This window comes from Sphingobium sp. DN12 (assembly GCF_051058005.1).
Taxonomy (GTDB): Bacteria; Pseudomonadota; Alphaproteobacteria; order Sphingomonadales; family Sphingomonadaceae; genus Sphingobium; species Sphingobium yanoikuyae.
This window is the reverse complement of the sequence record NZ_CP173717.1, coordinates 3,646,110-3,659,195: the sequence shown is the minus strand read 5'-3', so window position 1 is coordinate 3,659,195 and position 13,086 is coordinate 3,646,110. Positions and strand designations below refer to the sequence as shown.

General features: G+C 63.0%; 10 protein-coding genes. 7 read left to right on the top strand and 3 right to left on the bottom strand.

What is annotated here, in order from left to right; translation table 11 throughout:
- The first annotated feature begins 53 nt into the window (after positions 1-53).
- From hisG to ACI6S0_RS17300, 6 genes are all read left to right on the top strand, one after another.
- Entirely contained in the window at positions 54-716 is a 663-nt protein-coding gene (gene hisG, locus ACI6S0_RS17325; RefSeq protein ID WP_004208839.1) for an ATP phosphoribosyltransferase, read from the top strand.
- A complete protein-coding gene (gene hisD / locus ACI6S0_RS17320) occupies positions 706-1,992 on the top strand; it encodes a histidinol dehydrogenase (RefSeq protein ID WP_434403735.1) in 1,287 nt (428 codons plus the stop codon). The genes hisG and hisD overlap by 11 nt, the downstream gene beginning before the upstream one ends.
- 84 nt (positions 1,993-2,076) lie before the next feature.
- Positions 2,077-2,523, top strand: coding sequence for a transcription antitermination factor NusB (gene nusB / locus ACI6S0_RS17315; RefSeq protein WP_004208836.1), 447 nt, complete (start codon positions 2,077-2,079; stop codon positions 2,521-2,523).
- A gap of 155 nt (positions 2,524-2,678) precedes the next feature.
- On the top strand, positions 2,679-3,596 hold the full coding sequence (gene thiL, locus ACI6S0_RS17310; RefSeq protein ID WP_434403734.1) for a thiamine-phosphate kinase: 918 nt from the start codon (positions 2,679-2,681) through the stop codon (positions 3,594-3,596).
- A gap of 227 nt (positions 3,597-3,823) precedes the next feature.
- Positions 3,824-5,947, top strand: coding sequence for a sodium-translocating pyrophosphatase (locus ACI6S0_RS17305; protein ID WP_434403733.1), 2,124 nt, complete (start codon positions 3,824-3,826; stop codon positions 5,945-5,947).
- 54 nt (positions 5,948-6,001) lie between these two features.
- Complete coding sequence (locus ACI6S0_RS17300) at positions 6,002-7,993, top strand: alpha/beta hydrolase family protein (RefSeq protein WP_434403732.1); 1,992 nt, start codon at positions 6,002-6,004, stop codon at positions 7,991-7,993.
- A 19-nt stretch (positions 7,994-8,012) separates the two neighbouring features.
- On the opposite strand, the gene ACI6S0_RS17295 is transcribed toward ACI6S0_RS17300, so the two are convergent.
- Positions 8,013-10,127, bottom strand: coding sequence for a TonB-dependent siderophore receptor (locus ACI6S0_RS17295; RefSeq protein ID WP_434403731.1), 2,115 nt, complete (start codon positions 10,125-10,127; stop codon positions 8,013-8,015).
- A gap of 274 nt (positions 10,128-10,401) precedes the next feature.
- Here ACI6S0_RS17295 and ACI6S0_RS17290 point away from each other — a divergent pair, with 274 nt between their 5' ends.
- Positions 10,402-11,076: a DUF2490 domain-containing protein gene (locus ACI6S0_RS17290; protein WP_434403730.1), complete on the top strand. Its 675-nt coding sequence runs from the start codon at positions 10,402-10,404 to the stop codon at positions 11,074-11,076.
- A 1,027-nt stretch (positions 11,077-12,103) separates the two neighbouring features.
- Here ACI6S0_RS17290 and ACI6S0_RS17285 read toward each other — a convergent pair.
- Positions 12,104-12,286 (bottom strand): hypothetical protein, encoded by a 183-nt coding sequence (locus ACI6S0_RS17285; RefSeq protein WP_072895155.1) that lies wholly within the window; start codon positions 12,284-12,286, stop codon positions 12,104-12,106.
- A 9-nt stretch (positions 12,287-12,295) separates the two neighbouring features.
- A complete protein-coding gene (locus tag ACI6S0_RS17280; RefSeq protein WP_048938099.1) occupies positions 12,296-13,078 on the bottom strand; it encodes an SDR family NAD(P)-dependent oxidoreductase in 783 nt (260 codons plus the stop codon).
- Between the last annotated feature and the right edge of the window lie 8 nt (positions 13,079-13,086).

Genomic DNA, 13,086 nt, shown 5'->3' with positions numbered 1-13,086 from the left:
CCTGGCCCGAAAATCTTGTGCTTTGGCGCGTCGATGGCTAAGGCCCGCCGGTCATGACTCGCCCGATCACCTTCGCCATCCCCAAGGGCCGCATCCTCGAAGAGGCGCTGCCCCTGCTCGCCAAAGCCGGTATCGAACCGGAGGCGGAATTTCATGACAAGAAGAGCCGGGCGCTGCGCTTCGCCACCAACCGGCCCGATGTGTCGATCATTCGCGTGCGCGCCTTCGACGTGGCGACCTTCGTCGCCCATGGCGCAGCCCAGATCGGCATCGTCGGTTCCGACGTGGTCGATGAGTTCGATTATTCCGAACTTTACGCCCCGGTCGATCTCAATATCGGCCATTGTCGCCTGTCGGTCGCCGAACCGGCGGATGCCGGGGACGAGGATCAGGCGGCGATGAGCCATGTCCGCGTCGCCACCAAATATCCGCATCTCACCCGCAAATATTATGAGGCGCGCGGGCTTCAGGCCGAATGCGTGAAATTGAATGGCGCGATGGAACTGGCGCCTTCGCTTGGCCTGTCGCGCCGCATCGTCGACCTTGTGTCCTCGGGCGCCACGCTCAAGGCCAATGGCCTGGTCGAGACCGCGATCATCATGCCCGTCTCGGCGCGGCTGATCGTCAATCGCGCCGCCTACAAGATGCGTTCGGCCGATCTCACCACGCTGGTGGAGGCGTTCCGCAAGGCCGTGGAGGTGCGCGATGCCGCTTAGGCTCGACAGCAAGGTCGCCGGTTTCGCGGCCGATTTCACCGCTCTGGTCGATGCCCGGCGCGAGGCGGACGAGGATGTGTCGCGCGACGTCGGCGCCATCCTGAAGGCTGTGCGTGCCCATGGCGACACGGCGCTCGCCGATTATACCAGCCGCTTCGACCATCATGATCTGGACGTCAGCGGCTGGGCGGTCGACCCGGCGGATTGCCGCGTCGCGCTCGATGGCCTGTCGACGCCGCTGCGCGACGCGCTCGAACTCGCCGCTGCCCGCATCACCGCCTATCATGAAAAGCAGAAGCCGGTGGACAGCGATGGCATCGACGCCGCCGGGGTGCGCCTCGGCGCGCGCTGGACCGCGGTGGATGCCGCCGGCCTCTATGTGCCGGGTGGCCGCGCCGCCTATCCCAGCTCGCTGCTGATGAACGTCATCCCGGCCAAGGTTGCGGGTGTGCAGCGCATCGCCATGGTGACACCGACGCCCAAGGGCGAGATCAATCCGCTGGTGCTGGCCGCTGCCCAGATTGCAGGGATCGAGGAAATCTGGCGCGTCGGTGGCGCGCAGGCCGTCGCCGCGCTGGCCTATGGCACCGATCGGATCAAGCCGGTCGACGTCATCACCGGTCCTGGCAACGCCTGGGTCGCCGAAGCCAAGCGCCAGCTCTATGGCGTGGTCGGTATCGACATGGTCGCCGGCCCGTCCGAAATCGTCGTCGTCGCCGATGGCCAGAACGATGCCGACTGGATCGCCGCCGATCTCCTGAGTCAGTCGGAACATGATCCGACCAGCCAGTCGATCCTGTTCACCGACGATGCCGCCTTTGCCGACGCCGTCGAACAGGCCGTCATGCGCCGCCTGCCGTTGCTGTCGACGCAGGCCGTCGCCACCACCAGCTGGGCCGCCAATGGCGCGATCATCCTGGTGCGCGATCTGGACGAGGCGATGCCGCTGGTCGATCGACTCGCGCCCGAGCATCTTGAACTCGCTGTCGACGATCCCGACCGCTATTTCGCGCAGGTCCGCCATGCCGGTTCGGTCTTCCTCGGCCGTATGACGCCCGAGGCGGTGGGCGATTATGTCGCTGGCCCCAACCATGTGCTGCCGACCGGTCGCCGGGCGCGCTTCTCCTCGGGCCTCTCGGTGCTCGATTTCATGAAGCGCACCAGTTTTCTTGGCCTTACCCCCGACGCGATCCAGGCGATCGGCCCCGCGGCCGTCGCTCTTGCGGAGGCGGAGGGACTGCCCGCTCACGCCGCATCGGTCGCGCTGCGGCTCTGATTTCTTCCCGTTCGGTTCGAGCCTGTCGAGAACCGGTTATGCGGGCTTCTCGACAGGCATGATATTCACGGATTAGAAAGCCGCATGAACGACCGCTCCAAATCCCGCTCCGCCGCGCGCCTCGCCGCGGTCCAGGCGCTCTACCAGCTCGAAATGGAGGGCACGCCGCTCCATCTGCTGCTGCACGAATTCCACGAACATCGCCTGGGCGCGACGATCGAGGATGTGACCTATGCCGAGGCCGAACAGAATTTCTTCGATGATGTCGTGTCGGGCGTCGATCGCCGTCGCGCCGAGATTGACGGGCTGATCAGCGCGCGCCTGTCGAGCGGCTGGACCCTCGACCGCCTCGACAAGCCGATGCGCCAGATCCTGCGCGCGGGCACCTATGAACTGCTCGCCCGTCAGGATGTCGCGACCGGCACCGTCATCAGCGAATATGTCGACGTCGCCCACGCCTTCTATGACAAGCGCGAAGCTGGCTTCGTCAACGGCCTGCTCGACGGCGTGTCGAAGGACGTGCGGAAATAAGGTTGCACGGACGCGTTCTGTAATGGACGTCATCCCGGACTTGATCCGGGATTCATTCAGCGCTTCCTCGCCAACATAGCGCGCAATGGATCCCCGCGCCTGCGGGGATGACGGATGATTTCTGTAGAAGCAGGTGCTGGGATAGAGATTACATCATGTCCGCCGAATCCCGCTTCCTCACCCTGCTGCGCCTGCTCGCCCATGATCCTGCCGCGCAGGGGTTGCAGGACGATGTCGCGGTGCTGCCGGTCGGTAACACGCGCCTCATCCTCACCAGCGATACGATGGTGGAGAGCGTCCATTATCTCCCCACGGATCCGCCGGCCGATATCGGCTGGAAACTGGCGGCGGTGAATCTGTCGGACCTCGCCGCCAAGGGCGCGAAACCGGTGGGCTGCCTGCTCAACTACAGCCTGTCGGGCGACGATGGCTGGGACGCGGCTTTCCTCGAAGGTCTGGGCGAGGCGCTGGAGCGTCATGCCATGCCGCTGCTCGGTGGCGACACGGTCAGCATGCCGGCCGGCGCACCGCGCAGCTACAGCCTGACCGCGATCGGTGAGGCGACCAGCACGCCGGTCCCCAGCCGCGCAGGCGCGCGGGCGGGCGATCGCCTCTATGTCACCGGGCCGGTCGGCGATGCCGGCATCGGGCTCGACCTTGCCCGCGCCGATCCTGCCGCATCCGGCCCGCTGGTCGCCGCCTATCGCCGACCGCGACCGCGTCTGGCGGAGGGCACCTTGCTCGCCCGCCTCGCGACCGCGATGATGGACCTGTCCGACGGCCTGCTGATCGACGCCGCGCGGATGGGCGCGGCCAGCAACCTCGCCGTCACCATCGACCATATCCCGCTATCCCCGGCGCTCGAAAGCGTGCGCGGTGCCAGCACCGCGATCCAACTCGCCGCCGCCCGTGCCGGCGACGACTATGAACTGCTTTTCGCGCTGCCGCCCGGCGTGTCGCCGCCGGTGCGCGCGATCCCGATCGGCCGTTTCACAGAAGGGGCAGGCCTGACCCTGCTGATCGACGGCGCGGTCATGCCGCTGCCCGACCGGCTTGGCTGGGAACATGGCTGATCTGGATCATTGCGCTACCGGCTTGACGCGCGGCGCCTGACCTGTAGCTTCCTATCACCCTATTCTCAGCCGGTTGGAGCGCCCGATGCGCATCGTCCTGTTGCTGATTGACGCGGTGCCCGATGCCGGCGTTTCTCCGTCCGGCCGCCCGCTGTTGCGCCCTTCGCCCGCCCGTCATTCCCTGCGGAGCGATCGATGACAGCAACAATAGGGGGAGAGGAACAAGCATGCAGATAGTCCATATTGCCATAGGGTGCGGCCTGCTGGCCGTGCTCTACGGGCTTTTCACCAGTCGCCAGGTGCTTGCCGCACCGGCGGGCAATGAAACCATGCAGGCGATTGCGGGGGCGATCCAGGAGGGGGCGAAGGCCTATCTTGGCCGTCAATATACCACCATTGCGGTGGTCGGCATCGTCGTCGCCGTCCTCGTCTTCCTCTTCCTTGGGATCACTTCTGCCGTGGGATTCCTGATCGGCGCGATCCTGTCGGGGGCTGCCGGTTTCATCGGCATGAACATTTCGGTGCGTGCCAATGTGCGCACGGCAGAGGCGTCGCGCGGCACGCTGCAGAACGGTCTTACCGTCGCCTTCCGGGCCGGCGCGATCACCGGCATGCTGGTGGCGGGCCTTGCCTTGCTCGCGATCAGTGTCTTCTTCTGGTATCTGACCGGCCCGGCTGGCCATGCCCCCGATGACCGGCTGGTGATCGACAGCCTGGTCGCGCTGGCCTTCGGCGCCAGCCTCATCTCCATCTTCGCGCGACTGGGCGGCGGCATCTTCACCAAGGCGGCCGATGTCGGTGCCGATCTGGTGGGCAAGGTGGAGGCCGGCATCCCGGAGGATGACCCGCGCAACCCGGCGGTGATCGCGGACAATGTCGGCGACAATGTCGGCGACTGCGCCGGCATGGCGGCCGACCTGTTCGAAACCTATGTCGTCACCGTCGGCGCCACAATGGTGCTGACCGCATTGCTGGTGACCGGCGTCGACAACGCCTTCCTGATGCGCTTGATGGCCTTGCCGCTGATCGTCGGCGGCGTGTGCATCATCACCTCCATCATCGGCACCTATATGGTCCGCCTGGGCGTCAGCCAGTCGATCATGGGTGCGCTCTACAAGGGCTTCTGGACCACCGCGATCCTGTCGATCCCGGCGCTCTGGTTCGTCACCCATTATACGCTGGGTGATCTGAGCACGCCGTTCGGCACTGACCTGGATGGCGTTGGCGGCTATACCGGCATGGCGCTGTTCTGGTCGATGATGGTGGGCCTCGCCGTCACCGGGCTGCTGGTCGTCATCACCGAATATTATACCGGGACCAATTATCGCCCGGTCCGCTCGATCGCCAAGGCATCGGAAACCGGTCATGGCACCAATGTCATTCAGGGTCTCGCCATCAGCCTGGAATCGACGGCGCTGCCGACGATCGTGATCGTGATTGGCATCATCGTCGCCTATCAGCTGGCGGGTCTCATCGGCATCGCCTTTGCCGCTACCGCGATGCTGGCGCTGGCTGGCATGGTGGTCGCGCTCGACGCCTATGGCCCGGTCACCGACAATGCCGGCGGCATCGCTGAAATGGCCCATCTCGATGACAGCGTCCGGATGAAGACCGATGCGCTCGACGCGGTCGGCAACACCACCAAGGCGGTGACGAAGGGCTATGCCATCGGCTCGGCCGGCCTGGCGGCTCTGGTGCTGTTCGGCGCCTATACGGAGGATCTCAAATTCTACAATTCGGCCCTTGGCCTCACCGAGCCGGTCGATTTCAGCCTGTCCAACCCCTATGTCATCGTCGGCCTGCTGCTGGGGGCGCTGCTGCCCTATCTGTTCGGCGCGATGGGGATGACGGCGGTCGGCCGCGCGGCCGGCGACGTGGTCAAGGACGTGCGTGACCAGTTCGCCACCAACAAGGGCATCATGGAAGGGACGTCGCGCCCCAATTATGCCCGCACCGTCGATCTGGTCACCCGCGCCGCGATCAAGGAAATGATCATCCCCTCGCTGCTGCCGGTGCTGGCGCCGATCGCGGTCTATTTCATCATCGCGGCGGTCGCGGGCGTGCCCAACGGCTTTGCCGCGCTGGGCGCGTTGCTGCTGGGCGTCATCGTCTCGGGCCTGTTCGTGGCCCTGTCGATGACGTCGGGCGGCGGCGCCTGGGACAATGCCAAGAAATATATCGAGGATGGCCATCATGGCGGCAAGGGCAGCGAGGCACACAAGGCCGCAGTGACTGGCGACACCGTGGGTGATCCCTACAAGGACACCGCCGGCCCGGCGGTCAATCCGATGATCAAGATCACCAATATCGTGGCGCTATTGTTGCTCGCGGCGCTTGCACACGGCGCTTAACCCGGTTTTAAATCGCCGGACTGACGATGACCCCGCCCGGCAACGGGCGGGGTCATGTTTGACTGGGGGGTATGTTTGAAACCGATTCTATCCGCCGCAGCCTGCGCGCTCGCGGCTTTTGCACCTGCTGTCTCTGCGCAAGCCGATGCGACCAAGGCCGACGCTGCCAAGGTGCCGGCGACCGTCGCCAAGACCTGGCCGATCGAGGCCTTCGCCGAACTGCCGGCAATGGATTCACCCGAACTCTCGCCTGATGGCGCGCGCGTCGCCGCGCGGATCGCGATCAAGGGCGTGCAGCAATTGGTGATCGCCGAAGTGAAAGGCGGCAATGTTCGCACCATGGGCCTGGGCGAAAATGACCTCAACTGGTGGCGCTGGGTCAATAATGACTGGCTGATCGTCGGCATCGGCGCAGAAACCAATGTGCAGGGCATGCCCTGGTCGATCAGCCGCGTCGCCAGCATCAAGGCGGACGGCACCAAGGCCAGCATCCTTGCCAAGGCTGTCGCCGCGCAAAATGGCGACGATGTCATCTGGGTCGCCCGTGATGGCAGCCCGCGCATCCTGCTCTCCTACCAGACCTCCATCTATTATGATGATCTTGGTTTCTGGCCGCAGGTTAGCGAGGTGGACGTCAGCACCGGCAAGATGCGCACCGTCGTTGCGTCGCGCCAATATGTGCGCAGCTGGTATGCCGATGCGACCGGCGCGGTGCGCATGGGGGTGGGCTATAATGACACGGCCCGTTCCTCGAAACTGCTCTACCGCCCCGATGGTCGCGGCAGTTTTCGCGTGGTCGACAAGGCCAATCGGCGTCGCCATGAATCGCTGATCGTGCCGATGCTGTTCACGGCCGATCCGGGCGAGGCGATCGCCAGTGACGATCGCGACGGCACCGACGCCTTTTACGAACTGGACCTCGGCACGCTGGAACTGGGCAAGAAGCTCTACGAAGCGCCCGGTTTCGACCTTGGCGGGTTGGAGGTTGACGCCGCCGGCACCGGCATGGCAGGCGTGCGCTACACCGCCGATGCGCCAGCCGTACACTGGTTCGACCCGACTTTGGCGAAGATTCAGGCCGATATCGACAAGGCCGTGGGTGATCGCCGCGCGCGCATCATCTCGACCAGCCAGGATTTGAAGAAACTGATCGTCCATGTCGGCGCCGCCAGCCAGCCGGGGGCCTATTATTATTATGACACCGATTATGGCGCCATGTCGCTGCTGTCGAAGGTCAGCGAGACGCTGGGTGTCCGGCCCCAACTCTCCCCGGTCAAGACGATCCGCTACAAGGCGCGTGATGGCCTGGAGATCGCGGCGGTGCTGACCCTGCCTTATGGCAAGGAGGCGAAGAACCTTCCCTTGATCCTGATGCCCCATGGCGGCCCCTTCGCCCGCGACGCGGAGACCTGGGATTGGTGGGTGCAGTTCCTGGCCAATCGTGGCTATGCGGTGATCCAGCCCAATTATCGCGGCTCATCGGGCTATGGCACGGAATTCGCGGCCAAGGGCGAGGGGCAATGGGGCCGTGCCATGCAGGATGACCTCAATGACGCGGTCGACTGGACGGTGAAGCAGGGCATTGCCGACGCCAAGCGGGTATGCATCGTCGGCGCCTCCTATGGTGGCTATGCCGCGATGCGTGCGGCCCAGCGCGATGGCGGCAAATATCGCTGCGCCGTCTCCTATGCCGGCGTGTCGGATCTCGGCGCGATGATGCGCTATGATCGGCGCTTCCTGAATTCCGGTGCCAGTGGCGACTGGCTGAAGGAGCAGGCGCCCGATTTTGCTGTCGTCTCGCCGATCAATTATGCTGCCGGCTTCTCGACGCCGATCCTGCTGATGCATGGCAAGAAGGACCGGCGCGTACCGGTCGGCCAGTCCCGCGAGATGGCGGAAAAGCTCAAGGCTGCCGGCAAGGTGGATGGCCGCGACTATATCTATGTCGAACAGCCGCTGGCCGACCATTTCTTCTCGCGCCAGGCCGACCGGCTGGAATTTCTCCAGCAGCTCGAAGCCTTTCTGAAAGCGCATAACCCCGCCTGATCGGGGCGCGGCGCGACCGTCAGAAGTCGCGCCGCAATTCCAGGAAGACGGTGCGCGGCCGACCGACAAAGGCGCCCTTGCGCGCATCGAAGGTGGCGACGGCATAGGTCTTGTCGAAGATATTCTCGACCCGGATCATCGCCTCGGCAAAACCCAGATCCTGGGTGATGCTGCCGTCGAACACGGTAAAGCCGGGAATATGCGCGCCGCGCCGGTCGATCTGCCCCGACACATATTGGCCGCCCAGCGCCAGCGCCGTGCCCCAGGCGGGGATCTGATAGCGGGACCATAGCCCGGCCTGATGATGCGGGGCGTTGGGGAAGCGGCCGCCGACCGCATTGTCGATCGTGGCGCCTTCCGCACTGTCGGTGATGCGCGCATCATTATAGGCGTAATTGGCGGTTAGCACCCAATTCTTGCTGAGATCGGCCGCCAGCGTCAGTTCGATCCCCTTGCTGGTGACTTCGCCGACCGGCGACAGCTGGTCCAGGCCATTGACCGGTTCCAGATCGGGATCGACCTGCACGATGCCGTTGCGCACGATATGATAGAGCGCGATCGTCGGTTGCAGCTTGCCTTGCATCAGTTCGCCCTTGGCGCCGACCTCGAACTGGCGGCTGGCGATCGGGGCGAAGGGGCCGCCGACCGCCGGATTCTGGTTGCCGGGGCTTTGCGGCTCGAAACTCTGGGCATAGCTGCCATAGAGGGACACGGATTGCACCGGCTTGTAGATGCCGCCGACGCGCCAGCTCCAGCGACCGCCATCGGCATAGGCGCCACCGATCTCGTCCTTGTCGTCGAACCAGTCATGGCGCACGCCGCCGACCAGGATGACATGCTCGCCGATATCTGCCTGTTCCTGGGCATAGACGCCGTAGCGATGGGCGCGCGACGCATTCACTTCCGGCGTCAGGCCGGCCAGGTCCGCCTCGGTCGGGTTGCTCAGGCCATAGACGGGATTGCTCAGCGACAGGCCCGGCACGCCCTTGATCGTCACGCCGCTGAAATCCTGCGTCTCGCGATACCAGTCGGCGCCGACCAATATTGTATGCTTGACCCCGCCGGTTTCCAGCCTGGCGATCATGTTGCTCGCCAGGCTCGCGCCCTCGATCGTGCGATGCTGCGATCGGAATTCGCGCGGCTGGGTATCGACCACGCCATCGCCGTCGGTGTCGATCGGCCCCAGCGGCTCATGATAGCGCTGATATTCGGTATAGCGGAACCAGCGACCCGATGCATTGATACTGACCGCATCCGACAGCCGGCTGTCGAGCCGTGCCTGCAGCACCGTGCCTTTCAGGTCCAGTCTGTCGTTTTTCTCATTATGGGTCCAGTTGCGATCGGCCAGGAAATTCCCGTCTGCATCGATCGCCACGCCGCGCAGCCGGTTGCCCGGCAGATCCTGGTCATAACGGGTCGCCTGCACCGTCAGGCTGGTGTCGGGCGCCAGCTTGAACTTCAGCCCGCCGTCCGCGACCAGGCTGCGACTGCCGGAAAAGCGCTGCACCGTGTCGAAGCTTTCGTAGAACAGGCCAGCCCGGCCCGCGACCACGCCATTGGCGTCGATCGGCCCGGTCACTTCGCCCGACGCGCCATAGCGGTCATAATTGCCGACTACCGCGCGCACCGATGCGGCGAACTTGTCCTGCGGCTTCTTGGTGACATAATTGACCATGCCGCCCGGCGAACTGGCGCCATAGAGCATGCCGACCGGCCCTTTGAGAAACTCGACCCGGTCGATGCTGAACAGGTTCGGCACGGCGAAGCCCTGGAACGGGTCGCCGCGCAGCCCGTCATAGAACATCGATTCCTGCCGGAAACCGCGATAGGTAACGGTGGCATATTGGTTGGCGCTGACGCCCGCGACATTGCGATAAAGGTCGGTGATGTCGCGTGCGCCCTGATCGCGGATCAACTCGCTGGTGATGACCTGCACCGACTGGGGAATGTCCATCGGATCAGCCGGGATCTTGCCGATCTCGCTATCCTCGACGCGATAGAGTTTCTGTGCGCGGGCGGTGACCAGGATGTCGCTGTCGCCGGCGACCGCATCAAGCGGAGCCTGCGCCAGCACGGGCAGCGGTGCAAACAGGAAGGGCAGGGCGCAAAGGCGCGCGAGGCGGAGGCTGGGCAAGGCGGCGATCCCGTTGAAATGGATAAGGAATGGAGCCGGTTCGCTCCTTCTGGCCTCTCCCCAATGTCGCTCGGCTAATGATATTGCGACTATATTGCAATATGTAACAGGCTGATTTGGCGCGACATGTTCCGGCTTGCCGAATGCCGCACGGAGGATGTGCGCATCAGCAATCATCCGGACTGTCATTGTCACAAAATGGCAATCAAACTGACGCTGTCATGTAATCGAATCGTCATAGAGGCCCGCCAACCCTGTTGGAGAGCAATGCCCGATGCGCCGCCTGTCCCTCTGTCTTTTCGCCCTGATGGCGCTGCCCGCGACCGCCCATGCCAGCGAGGATGAGCAACTCTGGACCACCACCAGCGCGACGGTGAAGCTGTCCGACCATTGGCGCCTCCAGCAGGAGATCGTCGCCCGCTTCAGCAATGATCGGAATGGCCTGTACGAGATCGAGAGCAACACGCTGGTCGGCTACAAGCTCGACAAGCAGGTGACGGTCTGGGCCGGTTACACCCACGACCCGCAATATGATGGCGGCGATTTCACCGTGATGGAGCATCGCGTCCGCGAACAGGTGACGGTCGACAATATCCTCAAGCTCGGCCCGGTGTCGGTCAGCGCGCGGATGCGGATGGAGCAGCGCTGGCGCGAAGGGATTGACGGCACCGCCTGGCGCCTGCGGCCCTATGTGAAGCTGACCATGCCCTTCAAGGAAGGCTGCAAGACCGCGCTGATCCTGAGCCATGAAAGCTTCATCGATCTCAACAAGACCAATTTCCAGCGTGTCCAGGGCGAGGAGCGGATGCGCAACCTGATCGCGATCACCACGCCGCTGGCCAAGAATGTGAATGTGGAGATCGGCTATCTCCATCAGCATGGCTTCCGCCCCGATGCCGACGACAGCAACGACAATGTCGCTTCGCTCTCGCTCAGCTTCAGCTTCTGATCGCTGGACTGGGTCGAAGGAATCCCGCGGCGACTGCTGAAATAATCAACGCCGCCCCTTGGCAGGAAAGAAATTGCGATGCTTTGGGAAATGGTGCCGGGGACGGAGCATTTGTCATGACAAACCTTTCCGATCTTCCGATCACATTTCACTACAGCAACTAATCTATACCAGTTATGCTACCAGTATCGAAAAACTATAATTTAGGTTCGATCTCGAAGTCAAATCTTTTATCAACACGTCTACAAATTTACTAACGCATCTCCCCACAGATCATAAGATCGCATTTTGCTCTGCTCAGTTGGATCTTGCTTGGGCAGGTGCATCCGCGGGGGCCGACTGGCGCCGCAGCATTCTTGGTTTGCAATTGGCGGGCTATGGGAGGTCGCCTCCCGAGAGGCCAGCGATCAAGGGCTGCGCTTCCAATCGTGTTGGCCGGGGAAATTAACGAGCTTACAGCAAAGATAGCCGTCAAACTCTCGATCTCGCCTGCAACGTCTTTGAGCCCATCATTCTGCACTTTCCGCCTGAAACCATCGATCTCAACTTCGAACGGCCCCTGCGCCCACTTGCCCAGCAGGCGCTCAAAGGAATCAACATTCTCCGAACCGTCCCGTCCGGAATTCCAGACCAAAGGAACCACCGCCGGGCGCGTGCATCAACATCTGCCAAGCAGTCACGTGCGGAAGGAATCCGTTCATACAGGGCGATCCAAGCCTAATACGACTGCGGTCAAGCAGCGTCAGGATGTCGGCGGCAACTGCGACGAACGTCTCAAGCCGACCCGCAGTATCCCACACGCTCTCGGAGCGTGAGCACGGAAAGACCAAGAAACTGAATTTAAGATTTCGACGAACAATTTTGTCATTGGCCGAGAATGAAGATGCCGAGCAGCAAAATATGCCCCTGATGCCTGGCCCGAGTCTGCATCGCTTAGGAGAGCAACCCCATGTTGATCGATCCGTTCGACATCAGTTGTAAGAGGGGTTGCGCGATTGCGGGCCTTCAGCGATGGTTGTGAAAGATTTCAGTCCGGACGCGCTCGATCGCGATCCTCGACGGGATAGTCCTCCGGCTTTACCGTTCCGACATTGGGTCGGTCCTCGACCTCTTCGACCGGCTTCCCCTTGGGCCGATCATCCTCAGCCTCATGGTCAGGACGAGCATCGCCAAGCGGCCCTCGCGCTACCTTGCGGGTATCTTTAGACATCTTAGCCTCCTATTGCGCAGTGTCGGGCTCAGCCATCTTGCGATGCTGCTCAGCCAACATGGATTGAGGAATGATCCCCGCTGCCGCGACCTGCAGCTTGTTCGAGAATCCGGAAACGATATGGCCCTTTCCCGCCAAGAGCGCGTCCCAGCCATCCTTTGCAACCTTGGCCGGATCGGCTTTGTTGTCGTCGGCACCCACCGAAGTGTCGGCGCCCAGGCCAGCCCGGTCGAAAAATTCCGTGTCGGTCACGCCGGGCATCAGCGTCGTCAGCGTAACGCCCTCATGTTCCTTCAATTCGTTGCGCAAGGCTTCGGTAAAATTGTCGATGAAGGCCTTGGTGCCGTTATAGACCGCGTTAAAACTGCCGGGGATGAAACCGGCGATCGAGCCGGTGACCAAGACCTTCCCCTCATCGCGCGCTACCATCTGTCCGAGCACCTTTTGCAGAAGGTAGATGGTGCCGGTGATATTGGTGTCGATGACATGGCGCCAATCGGGCAGTTTTTGGTCGAGAAAAGCATGTCCCAGGCCATGTCCGGCATTTGCGCAGAGCACATCGACCTGTCGCCCGCCGGCTCGATCAAGCAACTGATCGACGCCTTGCACAGAGGAAAGATCGACCTCGAGCGTATCGACCGCGACGCCAAAACTTGCGAGTCCAGCCGAGGCACCGGCAAACGACGTGTCGGCAACGACGAGGAGATCATAGCCATCTGCGGCCGCCAGTTTTGCCAATTCAGCGCCAATCCCGCTGGACGCGCCGGAGATGATTGCGAATTTACTAGCCATGTCTTTTC

Coding starts and splice junctions, on each gene's coding strand:
- hisG (WP_004208839.1), top strand. CDS start 54: ATGACTCGCCCGATCACCTTCGCCATCCCCAAGGGCCGCATCCTCGAA.
- hisD (WP_434403735.1), top strand. CDS start 706: ATGCCGCTTAGGCTCGACAGCAAGGTCGCCGGTTTCGCGGCCGATTTC.
- nusB (WP_004208836.1), top strand. CDS start 2,077: ATGAACGACCGCTCCAAATCCCGCTCCGCCGCGCGCCTCGCCGCGGTC.
- thiL (WP_434403734.1), top strand. CDS start 2,679: ATGTCCGCCGAATCCCGCTTCCTCACCCTGCTGCGCCTGCTCGCCCAT.
- ACI6S0_RS17305 (WP_434403733.1), top strand. CDS start 3,824: ATGCAGATAGTCCATATTGCCATAGGGTGCGGCCTGCTGGCCGTGCTC.
- ACI6S0_RS17300 (WP_434403732.1), top strand. CDS start 6,002: ATGTTTGACTGGGGGGTATGTTTGAAACCGATTCTATCCGCCGCAGCC.
- ACI6S0_RS17290 (WP_434403730.1), top strand. CDS start 10,402: ATGCGCCGCCTGTCCCTCTGTCTTTTCGCCCTGATGGCGCTGCCCGCG.
- ACI6S0_RS17285 (WP_072895155.1), bottom strand. CDS start 12,286: ATGTCTAAAGATACCCGCAAGGTAGCGCGAGGGCCGCTTGGCGATGCT.
- ACI6S0_RS17280 (WP_048938099.1), bottom strand. CDS start 13,078: ATGGCTAGTAAATTCGCAATCATCTCCGGCGCGTCCAGCGGGATTGGC.